We start from the raw sequence: 22,680 nt of genomic DNA on the forward strand, positions 1-22,680 counted from the left end.
GGCCTGATAGCGTCCCGCTGCCCGGTCGGACGTACGGACTGACGTACGGACGGACGACGGGCCGCCCGGATGCCACCGGGCCGGCAACGGCCCCCCGCCCCCGAGAGGTTGAACCGCATGACGGACCCCGCAGTCGAACGGGACGCCGCCGAGGCGGCGTCGGCCTTCGCGCATCCGCCGGTGGCCCCGGACGCCACCGCCGCCTACGGCCCGCACCCCGACCAGGTCGTGGACTTCTACGCGCCCCGTCAGTCCGCACCCGGCCAGGACCGGGTGCCGCTGGTCGTGGTCCTGCACGGCGGCGCCTGGCGCGCCCCCTACGACCGGCAGCACGTCACCCCGCTCGCCGACCTGCTCGCCCGGCGCGGCTTCGCCGTGGCCAACGTCGAGTACCGGCGCGGCAGTCCCGTACCCCACCAGGGCGCCGACGGCCCGGTGGCCGGGCGCTGGCCGGAGACCTTCGACGACGTGGCGGCCGCCATGGACGCGCTGCCGCGGCTGGCCGCGGACGCCCTGCCCCTGGCCGACCTGCGGCGCACAGTGGTGACCGGACACTCCGCGGGCGGTCAGCTGGCCCTCTGGGCGGCGGCCCGGCACGTCCTGCCGCCGGACGCCCCGTGGCGGACGGCCGAGCCACCCGCCCTGCGCGGTGTGGTGGCCCTGGCCCCGATCGCCGACTTCACGGTCGCGGAGGAGCTCGGCGTCTGCGGCGGGGCCTCCGCCCAGCTGCTGGGCGGGCCCGAGCGGTTCGCGGAGCGGCTCGGCTACGCCGACCCGGCCGCGCTGCTGCCCACCGGGATCGCCACCGCCGTCGTGCACGGCCGCGAGGACATCGTCGTACCGCACCGGGTGGCCGAGTCGTACGTCGAGGCGGCCGCGAAGGCCGGCGAGACGGTGGGCCTGACCCTGCTCGACGGCGTCGGCCACTTCCCCCTCATCGACCCGGCCGCCGACGCGGCCGCGGTGGTCTGCGAGGAGATCGCACAGCTGGCCTGGTGAGGCGCTTGCCGTCACCAGATCGGGTGTGCTCCGCCGGGAAGACCTTCCTGCCCACCGAGGCACCTGCCAAGCTCGCGCATATGCGGATGGCAACACGGATGAGGCGCTCGCGCCGCCTGTTGCGGGCGCATGCTGGTCAGCGCGGGGAAGGGGCACCATCATGACGTTGATGGACGAGCGCACCTCGACACCTCCGGCTTCGCCGCCCCCGCCGGGTAGCCCGCCGGGCCGGGTGCGGGGTTCCGCGCCGTCGCGGGTTCGGGCGGCGTTCAGTCCGGTGGTCCTGGCAGCGTGAAGTGCTGCACGCCGGAGCTGCGGGACGGTTGAGCCCGGTATGAGCCCGGTACAGGGGGACCGCTGAGCCCGGTACGGCGGACGGGGAAGGGCCCCCACCGTGCGGTGGAGGCCCTTCCCGTGACGATCCGGTCGGATCAGATGAAGGAGTTGATCTCGATCGTCTCGGTGCGGCCGGGGCCGACGCCGATCGCGGAGATCGGGGCGCCCGACATCTCCTCCAGCGCCTTCACGTAGTTCTGCGCGTTCTTCGGCAGGTCCGCGAAGGTCTTGGCCTTGGTGATGTCCTCGGACCAGCCCGGCAGGGTCTCGTAGATGGGCTTCGCGTGGTGGAAGTCCGTCTGCGAGTAGGGCAGCTCCTCGACGCGCTTGCCGTCGATCTCGTACGCGACGCAGACCGGGATCTCCTCCCAGCCGGTCAGCACGTCGAGCTTGGTGAGGAAGAAGTCCGTCAGGCCGTTGACGCGGGTCGCGTAGCGGGCGATCGGGGCGTCGAACCAGCCGCAGCGGCGGTCACGGCCGGTGGTGACACCGCGCTCGCCACCGATGCGGCGCAGCGCCTCGCCGTCCTCGTCGAACAGCTCGGTCGGGAACGGGCCGGCGCCGACGCGGGTCGTGTAGGCCTTGAGGATGCCGATGACGCGGCTGATCTTCGTCGGGCCCACGCCGGTGCCGGTGCAGGCGCCGCCGGCGGTCGGGTTCGAGGAGGTGACGAAGGGGTACGTGCCGTGGTCGACGTCGAGCAGGGTGCCCTGGCCGCCCTCGAAGAGCACGACCTTGCCGTCGTCCAGCGCGTTGTTCAGGATCAGCGTGGTGTCGGCGACGAAGGGCTTGATCTGCTCCGCGTACTGGAGCATCTCCTCCACGATCGCGCCGGGCTCGATCGCACGGCGGTTGTAGAGCTTGGCGAGCAGCTGGTTCTTGCCCTCCAGCGCCGCCTCGACCTTCTGGGTCAGGATCGACTCGTCGTAGAGGTCCTGGACGCGGATGCCGACGCGGTTGATCTTGTCCGCGTACGTCGGGCCGATGCCGCGGCCGGTGGTGCCGATCTTGCGCTTGCCGAGGAAGCGCTCGCCGACCTTGTCGAGGGTGACGTTGTAGGGCGTGATCAGGTGGGCGTTGCCGCTGATCAGGAGCTTGGAGGTGTCGACGCCGCGCTCGTTCAGGCCCTTGAGCTCCGAGAGCAGCACGGCGGGGTCGACGACGACGCCGTTGCCGATGACCGGGGTGCACTCAGGGGTGAGGATGCCGGAGGGGAGGAGGTGGAGGGCGTACTTCTGGTCGCCTACGACGACCGTGTGGCCGGCGTTGTTGCCGCCCTGGTAGCGGACGACGTAGTCGACGGAGCCACCGAGGAGGTCGGTGGCCTTTCCCTTGCCCTCGTCACCCCACTGGGCTCCGAGCAGCACAAGAGCGGGCACAGGCGTACACCTCTTCCGGATGGGGCATGTCCAAGGTCAGGGGGCGTACGACGATGTACACCGCGGGCTGGGCCGTCGGACCGGTACCCCGGAATAGACGAAGCCCCTGGCGCAATAGCGCAAGGGGCTCTTGCACAAAGATGCTACCCGAGGAAGGACCGAGGTGTCGGCTCCAGAGCCCACCATGAGCCACGCGGGCGCGGCGGAGGCCGGCCTGCTCGTGCTCGTCGACCCGGTCGCCCGCCGATTCGACGGCGAGTCCGTGCGGATCGCGAAGGACGTGCTGAGCGCGGGTGCGGAGGCGAAGATCTGCCTCCCCGAGGGGCCCGAGGAGTTCGCGCGGGCGCTGGCCCGCCGGGGCCATCGGCGGCCGGTGGTCGTGGGGGACGACCGGGCGCTCGCGCGGGCGGTGGCCCTGCTGCACCGGGACCGGGAGCTGCGCGAGGAGGAGCTGTCGCTGATCCCGGTGGGTTCGCCCGGGTCGCTGGCGGTGGCCCGCTCGCTGGGGGTGCCGGCCTCGGCCGTGCAGGCCGCGCGGGCGGTGCTGGACGGGGCGGTGCGGCGGCTGGACCTGCTGGTGGACGACAGCGACGGGGTGGTCCTGCGGGGTCTGCGGATCCCGGCGGCGGCGGGGGTGCCGGTGGCGGGGACGGCGGCCTGGGCGGGCGCGCCGTCGGTGTGGAGCGCGTGCCGGTCGCTCGTGCGGACGCTGGTGCGGCCGCCGGTGGGGTCGGCGTACGCGGCGCAGCACCGGCTGCGGGTGGAGGCGGACGGGGAACTGCTCAGCGACGTGGACCGGCTGGTGCGGGACGTCTCGGTGGCCTCGCGCGAGGGGTTCGCCGAGGTGGTCGTGCGGACCTCCGGCGGCGGCCGCGATCCGGTGACGGCCCGGGCCCGGACGGTCACGGTGTCGGGGGCGGACTTCCGCTACCGGGCGGACCACCGCGTGACGGGCCCGGTGCGGCGCCGCACGTGGACGCTGCAGGCGGGGGCGTGGGGGCTGACGGTGCCGCGCTAGCGGGTGGTCCTCCGCGGCGGCCGGGGTGGGTCAGGTCTTCGGGAGCCCGAGCGTTGCGCGGTGGACGCGCCAACGGTCCATCAGTCCGGTCATCTCCTGGTGCAGGAACTCGAAGAAGGCGGCGGTCTCGGCGACGCGGCCGCCGGCCGGGGTGTCCGGGCCGAGGGCGGCGGCGCCGTCGTGCATGGTGCGCAGCCAGAGGGTCAGGACCTGGTCGCGGCGGGTGAAGGTCTCGTACCAGAGCTCGTTGTGGAGCACGTACCGGTCGCGGCGGGAGCCGGGCTCGCGCTCGCGGCTGACCATGTTGACCTGGGTCAGGTACGCCACGGCGCCGGAGACCGCGGCCGGGCTGATCCGCAGCGCCGCGCTCAGCTCGGCGGAGGTCATCGCGCCGCCGTCGCTGGCCAGCAGGGCGGCGAAGACCCGGGCGGCCATCCGCTGCATGCCCGCTTCCGTCAGCTGGGCGGCGAACCGCTCCACGAAGCGCGACACCGCTTCCTCGTCCCTGGTCATGTCCACCCCCGAACTTTATGCGATTCCCTAACTTCACAAGTTTGTGAAAGTAGCGTACGTTCAACATCATGACGAAGGCAATCGGCGTCGCCGGCCTGCGCAAGTCCTTCGGCCGCACGCATGCGCTGGACGGCCTCGACCTCGTCGTCGAGAGCGGCGAGGTGCACGGCTTCCTCGGCCCCAACGGCGCCGGGAAGTCCACCACCATCCGGGTCCTGCTCGGGCTGCTGCGCGCCGACTCCGGCACCGCGGTCCTGCTCGGCGGCGACCCCTGGAAGGACGCGGTCGAGCTGCACCGCCGGATCGCGTACGTCCCCGGGGACGTCACCCTCTGGCGCAACCTCACCGGCGGCGAGGTCATCGACCTGTACGGGCGCCTGCGCGGGGGAGCCGGCCTCGACCGGGCCCGCCGGGCGGAGCTCGTCGAGCGCTTCGAGCTCGACCCGACCAAGAAGGGCCGCACCTACTCCAAGGGCAACCGCCAGAAGGTGGCGCTGGTCGCGGCCTTCGCCTCCGACGCGGAGCTGCTGATCCTCGACGAGCCCACCAGCGGCCTGGACCCGCTGATGGACGAGGTCTTCCGGGGCTGTGTGGGCGAGGCGCGGGCGGCCGGCCGGACCGTGCTGCTCAGCTCGCACGTGCTCGGCGAGGTCGAGGCGCTGTGCGACCGGGTGAGCATCATCCGGGCGGGGCGGACCGTGGAGAGCGGTTCGCTGGCGCAGCTGCGGCACCTGACGCGGACGAGCGTGAGCGCCGAGCTGGCCGCACCGCCGAACGGCCTGGCCCGGCTGCCCGGGGTGCACGGTGTGACGGTGCAGGGCGCGCGGGTCCGGCTCCAGGTCGACACCGACAAGCTGGACGGCGTACTGCGCGCCCTGACCGCGTCGGGCGTACGGTCGCTGACCTCGACCCCGCCGACGCTGGAGGAGCTGTTCCTGCGCCACTACGCGGTGGACACCGACGGGGCGGGGCCGCGGTGAACGGGGTCGCGGTGGACCGCGTCGGGGTGGACCGGGTCGCGGTGAAGCGCGCCTTCGCCGGCACCGGGGCGCTGCTGCGGCTGGCGCTGCGCCGGGACCGGGTCATGATGCCGGTCTGGATCCTGGTCACCACCTTGATGGTCGTCAGCCTGCCCGGTGCGCTGGAGAGGGTGTGGCCGACGGAGGCCGAACGCGCCTCCGTCTCCCGCACGATGAACGCCAACGGTTCGATGCGCGCCCTGTACGGGCCCGTGTTCGGGGACTCGGTCGCCGCGCTGACCGCCTGGCGCATCGGGGTGTACGCGGGACTGCTCGCCGCCGTCATGAGCCTGGTCATCGTGGTCCGGCACACCCGTGAGGAGGAGGAGACGGGGCGCCAGGAGCTGCTCTCCGCCGCCATGGTGGGGCGCCGGGCCCCGTTGACCGCCGCGTTGCTGGCGGCGGCCGTCGCCGACGGGCTGCTCGGCCTGCTCGTCGCCGCCGGGCTGGCCGGGCGCGGGGTGGCCGGTGCGGTCGCGCTGGGGCTGGCCGTCGCCGGGACCGGGCTGCTCTTCGGGGCGGCCGCGGGCATCGCGGCGCAGCTGACGGAGAGTGCGCGGCTCGCCAAGGGGATCACCGCCGCCCTGCTGGGCGCCGCCTTCGTGCTGCGCGCGGCGGGCGACGCGGGCAGCCTCGGCGGCGGGTCGGCACTGACCTGGGCCTCGCCGCTGGGTTGGCTGGAGCACGTACGGGCCTTCGCGGGCGAACGCTGGTGGCTGCTCGGCGTCCTGGCCGCGGCCGTGGTGCTGCAGGCGGCGGTGGCGTACGGGCTGGCCGGCCGGCGGGACCTCGGGATGAGCTTCCTGCCGACCCGGCCGGGGCCGGCGGAGGGGCGGCTGGGCTCGGCGGCGGCCCTGGCCTGGCGCCTCCAGCGGGGCGGCGTGCTGGGCTGGGGACTGGGCTTCCTGGCCGTCGGGACGGTGTTCGGGAGCATGACCGACGGGATCACCGAGCTGGTCGGCGGCAACGAGCGGACGCGGGAGGTCTTCGAGCGGATGGGCGGGCAGGCCGCGCTCACCGACGCCTTCCTCGCCGCGATGGCGGGGCTGCTCGGCATGGTCGCCGCCCTGTACGTGGTGGCGTCGGTGCTGCGGCTCGCGTCGGAGGAGGGCGGGCAGCGGGCCGAACCCGTGCTCTCCCTCGCGGTGGGCCGGCTGCGGTGGGCCGCCGGGCACCTGGTGATCGCCTTCGGCGGGGCCGCGCTGATCCTGCTGCTCGGTGGGGTCGGGCTGGGCCTGGGCTACGGGCACCGCTTCGGGGCGGTCGTCGGGGCCTGCCTGGCGCAGCTGCCGGCGGTGTGGGTGCTGGGCGGGCTCGCCGTGCTGCTGTACGGGGCCGTCCCGCGGGCGGCCGCGGCGGCCTGGGCGGTGGCCGGGATCTCGCTGGCGCTGGGCTGGCTGGGACCGGCGCTGGACCTCCCGCAGGCGGCCATGGACCTGTCGCCCTTCGCGCACCTGCCGAAGCTGCCGGGTGCGGACCTCGCCTGGGGCCCGCCGCTGGCCCTCACCGTCCTCGCGGCCGGGCTCGTCGCCGCGGGCCTCGCGGCCTTCCGGCGCCGCGACCTGGCCGCCTGAACCGCGCGGCGCCGCCCGCACTGCCCCGCACCGCACTGCCCGCACCGTGTCGCGGAGCCGCCGCGCGGAGCAGGGGCGGTGTGCGCCTGCTAGAACTCCACCAGCAGCTCGCGCAGCCCCCGGATCACGTAACCCTCCTGCCACTCCGGTTCGGCGACGAGCCGCAGGGGCGGTACGCCGTCCGCGAGCAGAGCGCCGAAGGAGGCGGACAGCTCCAGCCGGGCCAGCGGTGCGCCCAGGCAGTAGTGGATGCCCGCGCCGAAGGTGATGTGCGGGTTGTCGGTGCGGACGAGGTCCAGCTCGTCGGGACGGGCGAACCGGGCCGGGTCCCGGTTGGCCGAACCGAACAGCAGCGCCACCTCCGACCCGCGCGGGATCTTCGTGTCCCCGACCTCGATGTCGTCGAGCACCCAGCGCTCGAACATCTGCAGCGGGGTGTCGAAGCGCATCAGCTCCTCCACAGCTGTGGACAGCATCCCCGCCGGGTCGGCCCGCAGCGCCGCCAGCTGCTCCGGGTGCCGGAACAGCGTCCACCAGCCGTTGGCCGTGGTGTTCACGGTCGCCTCGTGGCCGGCGTTGAGCAGCAGCACGCAGGTGGAGACCATCTCCTGCTCGCTGAGCCGCCCGTCCTCGTCGTGCGCAGCGATCAACGCCGAGATCAGGTCCGTGTCCGGCTCCCGCCGGCGCTCCTCGATGAGCTCGCGCAGGTACAGGTCGAACTCCACACAGGCCTGCACCGCAGCCCGCGCCGCGTCCTCGGACGGGTTGAGCTCGAACATCCCGCAGATGGCCGACGACCAGGGCCGAAGCAGCCCCCGGTCGCTCTCCGGGACGCCGAGCAGTTCGGCGATGACGGCCACCGGCAGCGGCTCCGCCACGGCGGCGACCAGGTCCCCGCCCCCGGCCGCGTGCAGGCCCGCCACCAGCTCGGCGGCCATCCGCCGCACGGTGGGCGCCAGCTGCTCGACCATGCGGGGCGTGAACGCCTTCGCCACCAGTCGCCGCACCCGGGCGTGGTGCGGGTCCTCCAGGTCCAGCAGCCCGTTGCCGTTGAGCACGGTGAACGCGTCGTGCGCCGCGGGCGGCGGGGTCCGCCCGAACTCCTCGTGCGTGAACCGGTGCAGGTAGGTCCGCCCCAGCCGGCGGTCGCGCAGCAGCGAGCTCACGTCGTCGTAGTGCGGGATCAGCCACTGACCGGTCGGCTCGAACCAGTGCGCCCGTCCCTCCCTGCGCAGCCGCGCGTACGCGGGATAGGGATCGGCCACGAACTCGCGCGACCACGGATCGAACACAGCGCCCTCGTTCATACCCCGACGCTACCCGCTCACCGCACGGAGTTCTCGAGCCCGGCCGTGTCGATCCCGATCCCGGCCTACGACGGCGTGACCAGCCGGGCCTCGTAGGCGAAGACGGCGGCCTGGGTGCGGTCGCGCAGGCCCAGCTTCACGAGGATGCGGCTGACGTGGGTCTTGATCGTGGACTCGGCGATCACCAGACGGTCGGCGATCTCCGCGTTCGACAGGCCCTGGGCGATGAGGACCAGCACCTCCGTCTCCCGCTCGGTCAGGTCGCCCACCGCCGTGCGGTCGGTGGGGCGGGGGGCCTCCGCGAGCTTGGAGAACTCCGAGATCAGGCGTTTGGTCACCGAGGGGGCGAGCAGTGCCTCACCGGAGGCCACCACCCGTACCCCGTCGGCGAGCTGACGGGCCGAGGCGTCCTTGAGGAGGAAGCCCGAAGCGCCCGCGCGCAGCGCCTGGTACACGTACTCGTCGAGGTCGAAGGTCGTCAGGACCAGCACCTTCGCGTCCGCGTCCGCCGCCACGATCTCCCGAGTGGCCTCCAGCCCGTTGAGCACCGGCATCCGGATGTCCATCAGGACCACGTCCGGCTTGAGCGCGGCGACCTGGGTGATCGCCTCGCGTCCGTCGACGGCCTCGCCGACGACCTCGATGTCCGGCATCGCCCCGAGCAGTACCGAGAACCCCTCGCGGACCATGACCTGGTCGTCCACGATGAGGACTTTGATCGTCATGCGCCGTCCTCGTCGGCCCGCTGCCGCGCGGGTATGAACACCGCCACCTCGTATCCGCCTTCCGCCGTCGATCCGGCCGTCATCTCACCCTCCAGCATCGCCACCCGCTCCTGCATGCCGGTGAGGCCGTGCCCCGCCCCGGGCGAGGGCCGGACGTCGCCGGTCGCCGGACCGTTGACGATCCGCAGGCCCAGGCCGCCCAGAACGTAGCCGATCTCCACCGAGGCCGCGGCACCCGGGGCGTGCCGCAGCGCGTTGCTCAGCGCCTCCTGGACGATCCGGTACGCCGACAGCTCCACGCCCTGCGGCAGGTCCCGCACCGCCCCGGTGACGGTCTTCTCCACCGACAGGCCGGCGTCCCGGACGTTGTCCAGCAGCGTGTCCAGCACGGCCAGCGTCGGCTGTGGGGCCTCCGGGGCCTCGTAGTCCGCCGACCGGACCACACCCAGCACCCGGCGCAGCTCGGTGAGTGCCGCCACCGCGTTCTCCCGGATGGTGGCGAAGGCCTGCTCCAGCTCCGGCGGCGGGTTCTGCACCCGGTACGGCGCCGCCTCGGCCTGGATCGCCACCACCGACATGTGGTGGGCCACCACGTCGTGCAGCTCCCGCGCGATCGTGGTGCGCTCCTCCAGCAGCGTCCGCTTGTCCCGCTCGACCGCGGTGACCTCCTGCTGGGCGGTGACCTCCTGTTCGGCCTCCCGCCGGATGTGGATCACCGACACCACCAGCATGGCGATGCCCGAGGCCACGGTCATCTCGCCGGTGTTCCCCACGGTGCCGTAGGCGTTCGACACGTAGGACACCCCGGCGCCGAGGCCCATCGTCATCAGCCACATCCAGCCGGCTGCCCGATGGGTGGTGCGCAGGGCCACCACGGTCATCACCGTCAGGTGCGCGACGAACGAGGACGGGGTCCAGGGCCAGCCCAAGCCGTTGCCGAACACCGCGAGCACCAGGGAGACGAAGACGGAGAACCACCAGGCGGCCAAGGGCCGGATCAGGGTCGTGGCCACGGCAGCCGCCGGCATCAGCCCCGTCAGGGCCCAGCCGACGGGGCCCATCGTGTACGCGCCGAAGACGAAGGCCAGCCACAGCGTGAACAGCGCCGCCCCCAGGACGGCCGCGTGCGGCGCCCACGCCGAGTACCGGCGCAGACGCTCCGGGAGCAGCTGCGTGAGCGGGCCGTCCGTGGACCTCGGGCCCAGTGGTCGGTAGGCGAACGTGTCCGTGAGCATCTCGCGCCGCAGGTTCCCGAGGACGTCCCTGACGACACGCAGCTCAGGAGGCGGTGTCTGCTGTGTCCGGGTCCCCCCGGCGGCCATGTCGGTCATGGTCGAAACCGTAGGCCGCCGCCCCCTTCGACCGCGTCGGGCCCCAAGGGGATTTCCCCGGGTCCCCCTCAAGTACTACGTCGTCCGCTCAGTAGCCCGTCGGACGGATCAGGCCGGTCTCGTAGGCGTGCACGGCGGCCTGCGTGCGGTCGCGCAGGTTCAACTTCACCAGGATCCGGCTGACGTGCGTCTTCACCGTCTGCTCGGCCACCATGAGCTGCTGGGCGATCTCCGCGTTGGACAGGCCCTGGGCGACCAGGACGAGCACCTCCGTCTCCCGTTCCGTCAGCTCGCCCAGCCGCTCCTTCAGCGGCCCCCGCGGCGCGCCCATCCGGGAGAACTCGGTGATCAGCCGCTTGGTGATGTTGGGGGCGAGCAGCGCCTCGCCCGCCGCGATGACCCGCACGGCCTCCGCGAGCTGCTCGGCGGACGCGTCCTTGAGGAGGAACCCGGACGCCCCGGAGCGCAGCGCCTCGTACACGTACTCGTCGAGGTCGAAGGTGGTCAGCACCAGGACCTTCACCGTGGAGCCGGGGGCACCCGTGATGCGGGCGGTGGCCTCGATGCCGCCCACGCCCGGCATGCGGATGTCCATCAGCACCACGTCCGGGGCGAGTTCGGCGACCTTCTCGATCGCGTCGGCGCCGTCGACGGCCTGGCCGACCACCTCGATGTCGGACTGGGCGTTGAGCAGCACGGTGAAGCCCTGCCGGACCATCACCTGGTCGTCGGCGATCATCACGCGGATCGGGGTCGTGGTCATTCCTGGTCCTTGTCGGGCCGTGGGGCGGGCAGGGAGGCGGGCAGGGAGGCGGGCAGGGAAGCGGCGGCGGCCGGGACGGCGGAGCGTCCGGGCGCCGCGGCGGGCGGGGCGGCAGGGGCGTCGACGGGCAGGACGGCGGTCACCTCGTACCCGCCGCCGGGGCGGGGGCCGGCGGCCAGTTCGCCGCCCAGCATCCCGGCCCGCTCGCGCATGCCGAGCAGCCCGTGTCCCGCCCCGGGAGACGGCGGCGCGGCGGTCGTGGGCGCCGTGTTGGCCACGCACACGTGCAGCTCGCGGGGCCCGTACGCGATGCCCACCTCGACGTGCGAACCGGGCGCGTGGCGCAGGCAGTTGCTCAGCGCCTCCTGGATGATGCGGTACGCGGTGAGTTCGGCGCCCGGGCCGAGCGGGCGGGCGACCCCGGCCCGCTCGACGGCCACGTCCAGACCGGCCCCGCGGACGTTGTCCACCAGCGCGTCCAGATCGGCCAGCGTGGGCTGCGGATGGTGCGGGTCGGCCGGGTCCTCGGGGTCCTCCGAGCGCAGCACGCCGAGGACGCGGCGGAGTTCGGTGAGGGCCTCCAGCGCGTTCCCCCGGATCCCCGCCAGGTTCTCCTTCAGCTCGTCGGAGGGGTTCTCCACGAGGTACGGGGCCACCTGCGCCTGGATGGAGATGACGGACATGTGGTGGGCCACCACGTCGTGCAGCTCGCGCGCGATGCGGCTGCGCTCCTCCAGCAGGGTGCGCCGGGCCCGCTCCTCGGCCGTCAGCGTCTCCTGCGCGACGAGCTGGGTGCGCGCCACCCGGCGGGCCCGCAGGGCGGAGCCGAGGACGAGGGTCAGCCCGAAGTAGACGACGGCCTGGGACACGGTGTGCCGGTAGCCGACGCCGAAGCCGTTGACCAGGACCGCGAGGTAGCCCCAGCCCACCGAGACCGCCAGCACCGCCACCGCGATCCGGGGCCGGACCCGCAGGGACACCAGGAGCAGCACCAGGCCGTGCAGCGTCAGGTTCGCGTACGTCCAGGGCCAGGGGTGGTCCCCGACCCGGGTCGCCGCGAGCACCGTGACGGTGGCCGACGCCAGCGACAGCCAGAAGCCGGCGAGCGGCCGGGACATGGCCACCAGGACGCCGACGCCCTGGGTGACCAGCGCCAGGATGGTCAACTCCGGCTGCAGTTGGTACGTGTTGAAGAGCTGGTCCCCGTACGCGAGCGTCAGGTAGAAGCCGATGATGCACACGCCGACGTGGGGCAGCCGGGCCAGCCAGCGCGGCCGGGACATCCGCGGCAGCGGGTCGCGCCCCAGCGAGAACAGGTCCTCCCGCAGGGTGCGAACCGCCTTGCGCTCCAGGGCGCGCACGGTCTGACCGGCCCAGTCGAGGGCGGCCCCCATCTCTTCGGGGCCGCGCGCGTCCCGGGGCGGTAGCTGCGCCGGCTTCGGGGGCTTCGTCTCCTCGGGGCTCACGTCGCCCAGCCTATGCATGGCTGTCCTCCCGGACGGCCGCGCGGTTCCCGCGGACGATCACGGAGCCCCCGCGGCTGCGACGCCGACCCCCCTGCTCGTACGTACGGAACGCGGTCCAGCACACGAGCAGCGCCAGCACGAACACCGGCAGCCAGGCCAGGCGGGCGGGTATCCACCCCGGGGCGTCGGGCACCGTGTGCAGTCCCGGCAGCCGGGTGCCGAACAGCAGCCCGGTCGCGGTGACGGCCATCATCGCGGTCTGGTGCCACAGGAACACCGTCATCGCGGACAGGTTCAGCAGCGCCACCCCCGCCCAGGCCGCGGGCCGGCGCATCAGCCGGGCCAGCGGCTCGCGCACCAGCAGAGCCAGGCCGCACTGGGCCAGTCCGAAGCAGACCGCAGCCAGCGTGGGCGGGTTGAGGTTGGAGACCTCCGCCCCCGGGACGCCCACCATGGCGGCCGGGTAGCCGCCCCACACGACCAGCGCGGTGGTCGTCGCGGCCCCGCCGGCCAGCAGCAGCGCGGCCGACCGCCGCCGGACGAACGCCCCGCGCGCCCAGGCGGCTCCCAGGCAGTAGGGCACCAGCCAACCCGCCGCCACGTTGATCCACCCCAGCCAGGCGGGTCCGCCGAGCGCGAACCGGCCGAGGTCCACCGCCACGACCGCGACCAGGGGCCACGCCGGACCGAACCGGGCCACCAGTGGGGTGGCGGCGGTCAGAGCGGCGAAGACCAGCAGGAACCACAGCGGAGAGAGCACCAGTTGGAGGAGCGTGTGCAGGGTGTCCCGGTCCACGCCGGCCGCCAGCATCGAGCCGGCCGCCACCGTCCACACGACGAGCACGGCGGCCACCGGCCGGAACAGCCGGCGGAGCCGGCTCCCGGCCCATGCCCCGTACGACACCCCGCGGGCCCGCGCCGATGCGTACCCCTTGGCGGCCACGTGCCCGCCGACCATGAAGAACACGGCCAGGGTCTGGAACACCCAGGACACCGGGGCCAGCCACGGCATGTGCGCCAGCGGACTGGTGCCGCGCAGCGCGCCGTCGGCGGTGGTCAACGCCGTCACCAGCCAGTGCCCGAGCACCACGCCGAGGATGGCGAGGGCCCGCAGCGCGTCGACCGACCGGTCGCGGTCGACGGGCGTGACGGCGTCTATCCGGTGTACGAGGTCGTGCAGCGAGCGCATGGGAGCCTCCGGATGGGTGGATGGGTGGATGGGCCGGTGGGTGGACGGGGACGGGGGGTGGACGGGTGGGGATGGACGGACGGGGGGACGGGAGGTGGACGGGTGGGGATGGACGGACGGGCCGTCGGGTCGGGTGGCGTCGACCAGGTCGGTCAGTCGAGGGCCGGGGAGGAGCCCGCGGCTATGTGGGTGAGCTGGTCCAACGCGAAGCTGCCGGGCTTGAGGTAGTCGCTGTGGCCGCCCGGGCCGGCCGGGAAAACCCGCGCCCCGAAAGCCGGGTCCACCGGATCGGTCCCGAACCCCACCGTCGTGCCCGGCAGTTCGAGGCGGAGGTGCGGCACGTTCGCGATCCAGTCGTCGGCGCCCCGCCCGGCCCAGACGCGGGCCGAGGTGGGCAGCTGAGCGGCCCGGTCGGCGCCCGTGCCCGGGCTCCCGAACAGCACCACGTCGGTGACCGATGGCGGCGTCGCCGTCCGCGCGCAGACCACCGAGCCGTACGAATGGCACAGCAGCGCCACACCGGTGCCGTGCGGCGTGAGCCGCCCGAGCTCGTCGAGGAACGGCTCCAGAGCGCCGGCCGCGTCGTCCGCCCGTCCGCTGGTGAGCACGCTCGGGCTGACGGTCCCCGGGGTCTCGTACCCCAACCAGGCCACCACCGCTACCCGCTCCTGCCCCTGGGCCCGCAGCCGCTCGGACAGTGCGCGCGCGCCCGCCCGGAAGCGTCCGTAGGTGTCCAGCGTGGTGTCGGAGCCCGGCACCAGCACCGCGACCCGCTCGGCGCGGGACAGGTCTCCGAACACCTCGACGACCCGCCCCTCGCCGCGCCCGTCGAAGGAGAGAAGGTTCCCGCCGGCGAGCTCGAGGAGCTTCGCGGCCCGGCTGCCGCGTCCGTCCACCTCGGCCATCCGCGCCGCCGTGATGACATCGGCCCGGTTCGCCGCGTAGCGCGCCGCGGGCGGCGTCCCGTCGGCGAACCGCACGGGGGCGGGAGCGGGAGCGCTGGGCAGTGCGGCCGCGGACACGGGAACGGCGACGGCGCCCGCGACGAGTGCGGCCAGCAACGCCCGGCGCAGGCGGCCGAGTCGAACGGGGCGGGGCGTCATGGCAGTCCTCCGGATCCGGGCCCGGGCCGCCCAACGCGCCCCGTGGAATCCGAAGTTACGAACCTCCCCGGCTCGTTCGCGTCACACTGCGGAGCCGCCTTTCCGCGTAGCTCTCAGGTATGACATGGGTGACAGGGCGACACGCACCCTCGCCGCGTTCGTCCGCGTTCGTCCGCGTTCGTCCGCGTTCGTCCGCGATCGGCCCGGCCGGCATCCGGTTCGTGCGCGCGAGCGGCGGGTAGGCGGCGACTCGACCCCCGCCGATTGTGTCGATGTCAATAAGCGTGCAGACAAAGCCTGTTGTGCCCGAACACGCTTGTGCATGCTGCCGCTCATGGAGCCGTTGAGCGTCATACAGGAGCTGTGGGAACGGATCGGGGCGCAGGACTGGGCGCGGGTCGCCGAGCTGATCGCGCAGGACGCGGTCATCGAATGGCCGGTGAGCGGGGAGCGGATCGTCGGGCGGGCCAACTTCGTGGCCGTGAACAGGGAGCACCTCGACAGCCGTGTGGTCGACGACTGGGCGGTCCGCGTGCTGCGCATCGTCGCGCAGGGCGAGGCGGTGGTCTCGGAGGTCGAGGTCCCCCAGGACCACGTCGTCTACCGGGGCGTCTCGCTGTGGACGGTCCGCGGCGGCGAGATCGTCGCCGGTCGCGAGTACTGGACCAGCCCGGGGCAGGACCCCGCGGCCCCGTGGCGCGCCGGGTACGTGGAGCGGTTGGACCTGCCGCAGGAGGGCACCGCGGCCGGGGACCGGGACGGCGGCCGACCCGTCGGAGGCGAACGGGCGGCCTGACCGCCCCGCCTGGACCGCCCCGCCTGGACCGCCCCGCCTGGACCGTCCCGCCTGGACCGGCCCACCCGGACCACCCCACCTGCCACCTGTCCCGCTAGGGCTCCCTCGTGTAGACCAGCGGTGCCTTCCCGCTGCCGACCAACTCCCGCTCCAGGCTCCCGTCCGCCCGCAGCGTCAGCCGGCTCCACGGACCGGGCCCGCAGGTCACGGGGTCACCGACGGTCACGGTCGACGGGTCGAGCTCGACCGGCGGTCCAGCCGAGCGCAGGGGCGCGGTCCAGGTGCACGTGTACGCGGGGTCGGTCTTGGTCAGAGTCATCACCGGCGCCCCGACGCCGCCCGCGCGCAGCGTGAGCCGCCAGGTTCCGGCGGCGGAGCGCCAACTGCCGAGGTAGGACGCCGGAATCCCGGCGTCGGGGGCGGCTCCGGTGGTGCTGCCGGCCGTCCCGCCGGTCCCCGAGGCCGCGCCGGCGGTCCCGTCCGGCGACGACGGGTCGCCCGTGGGCGTCGTACCACCCGACGGGGATCCCGTACGCCGGAGCGGGCCCGGCGCGGCGGAGTCACCGTGCCCGTGCCATCTGCCGCTCACGAACCCGTACACCGTGCCGCCCGCAAGGACCGCGACCACGAGGGCCACCGCCACCAGGAACAGCGTCGAGCCGGTCCGCCGGGAAGCGGACCCCGCGGTCGGCGGCCCCGCGGGCGGGACACCGAAGCCCCCGTACGCCCCGGCTCCCCCGTACGCCCCGGCTCCCCCGTACGCCCCGGCTCCCCCGTACGCCCCGGCTCCCCCGTACGCCCCGTAGCCCCCGTAAGCCCCCGGACCCGCGCCCGCCGGGCCGAAGCGCCCCGCGCCGGTCCCCGAGGCCGCCCCCGAGGGTGCCCCGGGGGCCATCCCCGACGAGGACACTGCGCCGGCCCCCGCCCCGCCCGCACCGCTCGCCCAGCCCCCCGACCCCGCCGCAGCGGTCGGTCCGTACGGCGGGGCCGGCGTCCGCGGGGCCGGCGTCCGCGGAGCCGGCGGCTGCGGAGCCGGCGGTAGCGAAGCCGGCGCGTGCGGAGCCGGCGGCTGCGGGGCGGACGGGTACGGCGCCCGGGCCTCCGCCACGGGCACCGTGTCCTCCCGTACGGGCACCGCGTCCTCCCGCTCCAGCAGCCGGACCGCGTGCCGCCCCAGCTGGGCCACCAGCGCCCCCGGCAGCCACGGCTCCAGCGCCCGCCCGTCGGCCACCGTGTCCCCGGCCCCGACCCGCGCCAGGACGTCGGCCGGGCTCGGCCGTGCCGCCGGGTCCTTGTGCAGGCAGTCGCGCACCAGTCCCCGCAGCGACTCCGGTACGCCGCCCAGGTCGGGCTCCCGCTCCGCGATCCGCAGCAGCAGCGCGGCCAGCCCGCCGGGGCCGCCCGTGGCCTCCCCGAAGGGCAGCGCCCCGGACACCGCGTAGGCGAGCACGGACCCGAGGCAGAAGACGTCGCAGGCGGGCGTCACGGGCTCGCCCCGCACCTGCTCCGGGGCCATGAACCCGGGCGAACCCACGATCTCCCCGGTCCTGGTCAGCCCCGCGTCGGAGGTGGCGTCCCCGGTCAGTGCGCGGGCGATGCCGAAGTCGATGACCCGGGGCCCGTCGATGGTCACGAGCACGTTCGAGGGCTTCAGGTCGCGGTGGATCAGCCCCGCGGCGTGGATGTCCTGGAGGGCGTGGGCCAGCCCGGCCGCCAGGATGCGCGCCGACCGTTCCGGCAGGGGGCCGTGGTCGCGGTCGACCACCGCGCGCAGGCTGGGCCCGGCGACGTACCCGGTGGCCAGCCACGGCACCGGTGCCTCGGTGTCCGCGTCGAGCACGGGGGCGGTCCACCGGCCGCCCACCCGCCGCGCGGCCGCGACCTCCTGGCGGAACCGCTCGCGGAACTCCGGCCGCCGGGCGAGCTCCTGGTGGACGAGCTTCACGGCGACGGTGCGGCCGCGCGGCGACCGGGCCAGGTAGACCCGGCCCATGCCGCCCTCGCCGAGCCGGGCCAGCAGCCGGTGGCCGCCGATCTGTTGCGGGTCCCCGAAAGCGAGCTGGTCCATGGCCGTGCGGTCCTTCCCCCTGAGGACGTGCCGACCGGGCCGACGGTACTCCGGACCCCGTCCGGCCGCAGCTGCCCGGGCAGTACGGATGACGCGGTAGGGAGGACGCGCGGCACGGGCCGTCCAGTTGCGCCCGGCCCCGCCGCCGCTGTCACGACTCCGCTACGCGGCGTGGACCGCGTGGACGGCGTGGACCGTTCCGCGGCCGCGCCGAGCGCGGGCGGCCCGCCGCCCGCGGCCGGCCCCGGGCCGGCACCGCCGCCGCACGGACTGCGGACACGGGGGTCCGGAAACCGGGGGCCGCCCCGGCAGACACACTGCCGAGGCGGCCCGCCTCCCGGCCGACAGGACGCCGATACCGCGTCCCACCTGTGCACTTTTAGCCTGCAGGACATGACCCCTCAGCCCGACCCGCAGACCGGCGCGGCCGTCAAGGCCGCCGACCGCGCGCACGTCTTCCACTCCTGGTCCGCCCAGGCCCTGATCGACCCGCTTGCCGTGGCCGGCGCCGAAGGGTCGTACTTCTGGGACTACGACGGCAACCGCTACCTCGACTTCGCCTCCCAGCTGGTCAACACCAACATCGGCCACCAGCACCCCAAGGTCGTCGCCGCCATCCAGGAGCAGGCCGCGAAGCTCTGCACCCTGGCCCCCGGCTTCGCCGTCGAGTCCCGCTCCGAAGCCGCCCGGCTGATCGCCGAGCGCACCCCCGGCGACCTCGACAAGATCTTCTTCACCAACGGCGGCGCCGAGGCCGTGGAGAACGCGGTCCGCATGGCGCGCCTGCACACCGGCCGCCACAAGGTGCTGAGCACCTACCGCTCGTACCACGGCGCCACCGCCACCGCGATCAACCTGACCGGCGACCCGCGCCGCTGGGCCTCCGACACGGGCTCGGCCGGCGTGGTGCACTTCTGGGGACCGTTCCTGTACCGGTCGCCGTTCCACGCCACCACCGAGGCGGAGGAGTGCGAGCGCGCCCTGCGCCACCTCGAGGACCTGGTCGCCTTCGAGGGCCCAGCGTCGATCGCCGCGATCATCCTGGAGACCGTGCCCGGCACCGCCGGCATCATGGTCCCGCCGGCCGGCTACCTCGCGGGCGTGCGCGAGATCTGCGACCGCTACGGCATCGTCTTCGTCCTCGACGAGGTCATGGCGGGCTTCGGCCGCACCGGCAAGTGGTTCGCCGCCGAGCACTGGGACGTCACCCCGGACCTGCTCACCTTCGCCAAGGGCGTCAATTCCGGCTACGTCCCGCTGGGCGGCGTCGCCATCTCGGCGGCCATCGCCGAGACCTTCGCGACCCGGGCCTACCCGGGCGGTCTGACGTACTCCGGGCACCCGCTGGCCTGCGGCGCGGCCGTCGCGACGATCAACACCATGGCGGAGGAGGGCGTCGTCGAGAACGCGGCCCGGCTCGGCGAGGACGTCATCGGCCCCGGCCTGCGCGAACTGGCCGAGCGCCACCCGTCGGTGGGCGAGGTGCGCGGACTCGGCGCCTTCTGGGCGCTGGAGCTGGTCAAGGACCGGGAGACCCGCGAGCCGCTGGTCCCGTACAACGCGGCGGGCGCGGACAACGCGCCGATGGCCGAGTTCACGGCGGCCTGCAGGAAGTCGGGCCTGTGGCCCTTCGTGAACATGAACCGCACCCACGTCGTCCCCGCCTGCAACATCACCGACGCGGAGGCGAAGGAGGGTCTGGCGCTGCTCGACGAGGCCCTGACGGTCGCCGACCGGCACACCACCTCGGGCTGATCACCCGGTGCCGCGCTCCGCTGCCCTGGCCTAAGGTGTCCGAAGCCTTACAAAGGAGACGGACCCCATGGCCGGCAGCGGAGCTGTCACCCGCAACACACTTCGCCAGCAGATCGCGGACGCGCTGCGGGACGAGGTGCTCGCGGGGCGCCTGCCCCCCGGCACCGAGTTCACGGTCAAGCAGATCGCCGAGCAGTACGAGGTGTCCGCGACCCCCGTGCGCGAGGCCCTGGTCGACCTCTCCGCCCAGGGGCTGCTCGAATCCGTGCAGCACCGCGGGTTCCGCGTACGGGTGATCACGCTCGCGGACTTCCGCGGCATGGTCGAGGCCCGCACACTGATCGTGGACGGCATCTTCCGCCGCCTCGCCGAGCGCGGCTCCGGCCCGGGGTCGAGCCAGGCCCTGGTGTCGGTGCGGCGCCGGGCCGACGAGGCCCGCCGGGCCGCCGCCAGCGGGTCGCTGGAGGTGCTGATCGGGTACGACCTGCGCTTCTGGCGGGAGCTGAGCGGGCTGGTCGGCAACACGTACATCACGGAGTTCCTGCACCGGATCCGGGTCCAGTGCTGGGTCTTCGCCGTCCCGCACCTGCTGCGCGACGCCAGGGCCCGCCAGGACCTGTGGTGCCGGCACGGCGAGCTGGTCGACGCCGTGACCCGCGGGGACGCGGAGGAGGTCCGGCACCTCGTGCACGACTACAACCAGCACGGTCTCGACTGGGCCGCCGGACTGGAAACGGCGGCGGACTCGTGAGCGCCGACGCCCGGCCCGCGCCCGCGACCCCCGCCCCCTGGCTCGGCGCCGTCGACCTCAGCGTGGTCGTCCCCGCGTACAACGAGGAAGACCGCATCGGCCCCAGCCTGGAGGCCCTGCGCGCGTACCTCGACGCCCATGTCGGAACCCGCGCCGGGGCCTGGGAGCTGATCGTCGCCGACGACGGCTCCACCGACCGCACCGCCGAGCTGGTGGCCGCCGCCGCGGCTGCCGAGCCGCGCATCCGCCTGGTCTCCGCCGAGCGCAACAAGGGCAAGGGCGACGCGCTGCGCCGCGGGGTGCTGGCCTCGGGCGGCCGCCGCGTCCTGCTGACCGATGCCGACCTGGCCACTCCCATCGAGGAGCTCGGCCACCTCGAGAAGGCCCTCACCGAGCCGCACGTCGCCGCCGCGATCGGCTCGCGCGCCCACCCCGACTCCCGCATCGAGCACCACCAGAGCCGGCTGCGCGAACTGCTCGGACGGGCCGGCAACCGCCTGATACGAGCGGTCGCCGTGCCCGGCATCCGCGACACCCAGTGCGGCTTCAAGCTCCTCGACGGCGACCGGGCCCGGGCCGCGTTCGCCGCCTCGCGCCTGGACGGCTGGGGCATCGACGTCGAGATCCTCCAGTACTTCCGGCGCCAGGGCTGGCCCGTGGCCGAGGTGCCGGTGCGCTGGTCGCACCAGGAGGGCTCCAAGGTCCGCCCCGGCGACTACCTGAAGGTCCTCGGCGAGCTGGCCCGCCTCAAGGCGGGCGCGCTGGCCGTGGCGGGGCTGTACCTGCTCGGCTCGCTGCTGCTCTACAAGGGGCTGTGGGCGGACCTCGGCACGAGCTACCTCGCCGACGCCGGCCAGGACCAGAACCAGTGGGAGTGGTTCTTCGCCGTCACGGCGGACAACGTCTCCCACCTGCGCAATCCGCTCTTCAGCGACCTCCAGGGCATGCCCGACGGGGTCAACCTGATGGCGAACACGGTGATGCTCGGCCTGTCCGTGCCGCTCACCCCGGTCAACCTCGCCCTCGGCCCCGCCGTGACCTGGGCGCTGGTGCTGACCCTGGGACTGGCGGGTACGGCCCTGGCCTGGTTCTGGCTGATCCGCCGCTGGCTCGTCGGCAGCCGGTGGCCGGCCGCCCTCGGCGGTGCCCTGGCGGCCTTCGCGCCGCCGATGGTCTCGCACGCCAACGCCCACCCGAACTTCTGCGTGCTGTTCATGATCCCGCTGATCGTGGACCGCGCGCTGCGGCTGTGCGCCCCCGGCCACGCCCGCCGTCCGGTGCGGGACGGGGTGCTGCTGGGGCTGTTCTCGGCGTACCAGGTCTTCCTGGGGGAGGAACCGTTCCTCCTGGCCGCCGTCGGCATGCTGCTCTTCGCGGTCTCGTACGCCGTCGTCGCCCCGGCCGCCGCCCGCGCCGCCGTGCGGCCCCTGGCGAAGGGCCTGGGCATCGCCGCGCTGGTCGCGGTGCCGATCGTCGCGTTCCCCCTGTGGTGGCAGTTCTTCGGCCCGCAGAGCTACCACTCGGTGCTGCACGGCGACGCGGCCGGCAACAGCCCGCGCGCCTTCGTCGAGTACGCCCAGCGCTCGCTCTTCGGCGACGAGGCGCAGGCCGACAAGCTGGCCCTGAACCGCACCGAGCAGAACGCCTTCTACGGCTGGCCGCTCCTCGCGCTCTGCGCCGGCATCGCCTTCCGGCAGTGGCGGCGCCCGGCCGTGAAGGCCCTGACCGCCACCGCCGCCGTGGCCGCCTGGCTCTCGCTGGGGCAGCGCATCGGCATCCCCGGCACGGACCTCGTGGTGCCGGGGCCCTGGCGGCTGCTCGCCCACCAGCCGCTGTTCGAGTCCGTCATCGAGGGCCGCGTGGGCATGGTCTGCGCCGCACCGCTCGCGATGCTCGTCGCCGTCGGGGCGGACCGGATCCGGACCTTCCCGGTGCCGCGGGAGCGCACCCTCGCGCTGCTCGTGGTGGCCGCCGCGCTGCTGCCGATCGTGCCCACGCCCTTCCCCGTGCGCGACCGGGCGCCCGTGCCGCAGTTCATCGCCGACGGCACCTGGCGCCGGTACCTCCCGGCGGACCGCACCCTGGTCCCGATCCCGGTGCCGGACCCCGGCGCCGCGGACGCGCTGCACTGGCAGGTCGAGGCGGGCCTGGGCTTCAAGATGCCCGGCGGGTACTTCAACGGCCCGTGGGGCCCCGAGCGCACGGGCATCTACGGCGCCACGCCGCGTTGGACCTCGAACCTCCTCTCCGACGTCCGGGGCGGCAAGGAGCCCCCGACGATCGGCAAGGAGTGGCGGGACCAGGCCCGGCGGGACCTGCGCTGGTGGGAGGCGGGCCTGCTGGTGCTGCCGCAGGACCAGGAGCGCGCGCAGGTGCTGCGCGACACGGTCACCAAGCTGGTCGGCCGGCCGCCGGAGCGGGTCACGGACGTGTGGATCTGGAGGGGTCCGTTCCGCTAGGTCGTCTCCGGAAGGGACGGCCCACCTGCACCCGCGGTCCCGGGAAGGACCGGCCTGCCCGGTCCTCCGTACGGGCCACCCGCCCGCGGGGCGGCACCGCGCGGACCGGCACCGGGGCCGGTTCCGGTC

General features: G+C 74.3%; 18 protein-coding genes. 8 read left to right on the plus strand and 10 right to left on the minus strand.

What is annotated here, in order from left to right:
- The first annotated feature begins 117 nt into the window (after positions 1 to 117).
- Positions 118 to 999 carry a S9 family peptidase gene (locus IF43_RS0113965; protein ID WP_030199368.1) on the plus strand — a complete coding sequence of 294 codons (882 nt, stop codon included), beginning with the start codon at positions 118 to 120 and terminating at the stop codon, positions 997 to 999.
- Positions 1,000 to 1,430: 431 nt separating this feature from the next.
- On the opposite strand, the gene IF43_RS0113970 is transcribed toward IF43_RS0113965, so the two are convergent.
- Positions 1,431 to 2,714, minus strand: coding sequence for an adenylosuccinate synthase (locus IF43_RS0113970; protein ID WP_030199372.1), 1,284 nt, complete (start codon positions 2,712 to 2,714; stop codon positions 1,431 to 1,433).
- 184 nt (positions 2,715 to 2,898) lie between these two features.
- Here IF43_RS0113970 and IF43_RS0113975 point away from each other — a divergent pair, with 184 nt between their 5' ends.
- Positions 2,899 to 3,732, plus strand: a complete 834-nt coding sequence (locus IF43_RS0113975; protein WP_030199375.1) for a diacylglycerol kinase — start codon at positions 2,899 to 2,901, stop codon at positions 3,730 to 3,732.
- Between the two features lie 30 nt (positions 3,733 to 3,762).
- Here IF43_RS0113975 and IF43_RS0113980 read toward each other — a convergent pair whose 3' ends face one another.
- Positions 3,763 to 4,245, minus strand: coding sequence for a GbsR/MarR family transcriptional regulator (locus IF43_RS0113980; RefSeq protein ID WP_030199382.1), 483 nt, complete (start codon positions 4,243 to 4,245; stop codon positions 3,763 to 3,765).
- Between the two features lie 68 nt (positions 4,246 to 4,313).
- Between IF43_RS0113980 and IF43_RS0113985 the strand changes: the two genes are divergently transcribed.
- Positions 4,314 to 5,225: an ABC transporter ATP-binding protein gene (locus tag IF43_RS0113985; protein ID WP_037888501.1), complete on the plus strand. Its 912-nt coding sequence runs from the start codon at positions 4,314 to 4,316 to the stop codon at positions 5,223 to 5,225.
- A 104-nt stretch (positions 5,226 to 5,329) separates the two neighbouring features.
- Positions 5,330 to 6,838 (plus strand): ABC transporter permease, encoded by a 1,509-nt coding sequence (locus IF43_RS0113990; RefSeq protein ID WP_234332161.1) that lies wholly within the window; start codon positions 5,330 to 5,332, stop codon positions 6,836 to 6,838.
- Positions 6,839 to 6,927: 89 nt separating this feature from the next.
- Here IF43_RS0113990 and IF43_RS0113995 read toward each other — a convergent pair whose 3' ends face one another.
- From IF43_RS0113995 to IF43_RS0114025, 7 genes are all read right to left on the minus strand, one after another.
- Positions 6,928 to 8,145 (minus strand): cytochrome P450, encoded by a 1,218-nt coding sequence (locus tag IF43_RS0113995; protein ID WP_030199392.1) that lies wholly within the window; start codon positions 8,143 to 8,145, stop codon positions 6,928 to 6,930.
- Positions 8,146 to 8,210: 65 nt separating this feature from the next.
- A complete protein-coding gene (locus tag IF43_RS0114000) occupies positions 8,211 to 8,870 on the minus strand; it encodes a response regulator transcription factor (protein WP_030199393.1) in 660 nt (219 codons plus the stop codon).
- Positions 8,867 to 10,105: a histidine kinase gene (locus IF43_RS0114005; RefSeq protein WP_324605111.1), complete on the minus strand. Its 1,239-nt coding sequence runs from the start codon at positions 10,103 to 10,105 to the stop codon at positions 8,867 to 8,869. Before IF43_RS0114005 ends, IF43_RS0114000 begins: the two co-directional genes overlap by 4 nt.
- 184 nt (positions 10,106 to 10,289) lie before the next feature.
- On the minus strand, positions 10,290 to 10,964 hold the full coding sequence (locus IF43_RS0114010; RefSeq protein ID WP_030199398.1) for a response regulator transcription factor: 675 nt from the start codon (positions 10,962 to 10,964) through the stop codon (positions 10,290 to 10,292).
- On the minus strand, positions 10,961 to 12,430 hold the full coding sequence (locus IF43_RS0114015; RefSeq protein WP_063753330.1) for a sensor histidine kinase: 1,470 nt from the start codon (positions 12,428 to 12,430) through the stop codon (positions 10,961 to 10,963). The genes IF43_RS0114010 and IF43_RS0114015 overlap by 4 nt, the downstream gene beginning before the upstream one ends.
- Before the next feature lie 10 nt (positions 12,431 to 12,440).
- Positions 12,441 to 13,619 carry an acyltransferase gene (locus tag IF43_RS0114020; RefSeq protein ID WP_030199407.1) on the minus strand — a complete coding sequence of 393 codons (1,179 nt, stop codon included), beginning with the start codon at positions 13,617 to 13,619 and terminating at the stop codon, positions 12,441 to 12,443.
- Between the two features lie 152 nt (positions 13,620 to 13,771).
- Positions 13,772 to 14,722 carry an alpha/beta hydrolase gene (locus IF43_RS0114025; RefSeq protein ID WP_030199411.1) on the minus strand — a complete coding sequence of 317 codons (951 nt, stop codon included), beginning with the start codon at positions 14,720 to 14,722 and terminating at the stop codon, positions 13,772 to 13,774.
- A 343-nt stretch (positions 14,723 to 15,065) separates the two neighbouring features.
- On the opposite strand from IF43_RS0114025, the gene IF43_RS0114030 reads away from it, so the two are divergent.
- The gene (locus IF43_RS0114030) at positions 15,066 to 15,518 is read left to right on the plus strand and encodes a nuclear transport factor 2 family protein (RefSeq protein WP_234332154.1); all 453 of its coding nucleotides are present in this window, start codon (positions 15,066 to 15,068) and stop codon (positions 15,516 to 15,518) included.
- Positions 15,519 to 15,612: 94 nt separating this feature from the next.
- On the opposite strand, the gene IF43_RS0114035 is transcribed toward IF43_RS0114030, so the two are convergent.
- A complete protein-coding gene (locus IF43_RS0114035; protein WP_030199424.1) occupies positions 15,613 to 17,586 on the minus strand; it encodes a serine/threonine-protein kinase in 1,974 nt (657 codons plus the stop codon).
- Positions 17,587 to 17,979: 393 nt separating this feature from the next.
- Here IF43_RS0114035 and IF43_RS0114040 point away from each other — a divergent pair, with 393 nt between their 5' ends.
- The 3 genes from IF43_RS0114040 (at position 17,980) to IF43_RS0114050 (ending at position 22,551) form a co-directional block, all read left to right on the plus strand.
- Positions 17,980 to 19,341 carry an aspartate aminotransferase family protein gene (locus tag IF43_RS0114040; protein WP_030199428.1) on the plus strand — a complete coding sequence of 454 codons (1,362 nt, stop codon included), beginning with the start codon at positions 17,980 to 17,982 and terminating at the stop codon, positions 19,339 to 19,341.
- Positions 19,342 to 19,408: 67 nt separating this feature from the next.
- Positions 19,409 to 20,092, plus strand: a complete 684-nt coding sequence (locus IF43_RS0114045; protein ID WP_030199431.1) for a GntR family transcriptional regulator — start codon at positions 19,409 to 19,411, stop codon at positions 20,090 to 20,092.
- A complete protein-coding gene (locus IF43_RS0114050) occupies positions 20,089 to 22,551 on the plus strand; it encodes a dolichyl-phosphate beta-glucosyltransferase (protein ID WP_030199434.1) in 2,463 nt (820 codons plus the stop codon). The genes IF43_RS0114045 and IF43_RS0114050 overlap by 4 nt, the downstream gene beginning before the upstream one ends.
- Positions 22,552 to 22,680: the final 129 nt, after the last annotated feature.

Origin of the sequence: Streptomyces sp. NRRL S-87, assembly GCF_000719335.1 — a bacterium.
Taxonomy (GTDB): Bacteria; Actinomycetota; Actinomycetes; order Streptomycetales; family Streptomycetaceae; genus Streptomyces.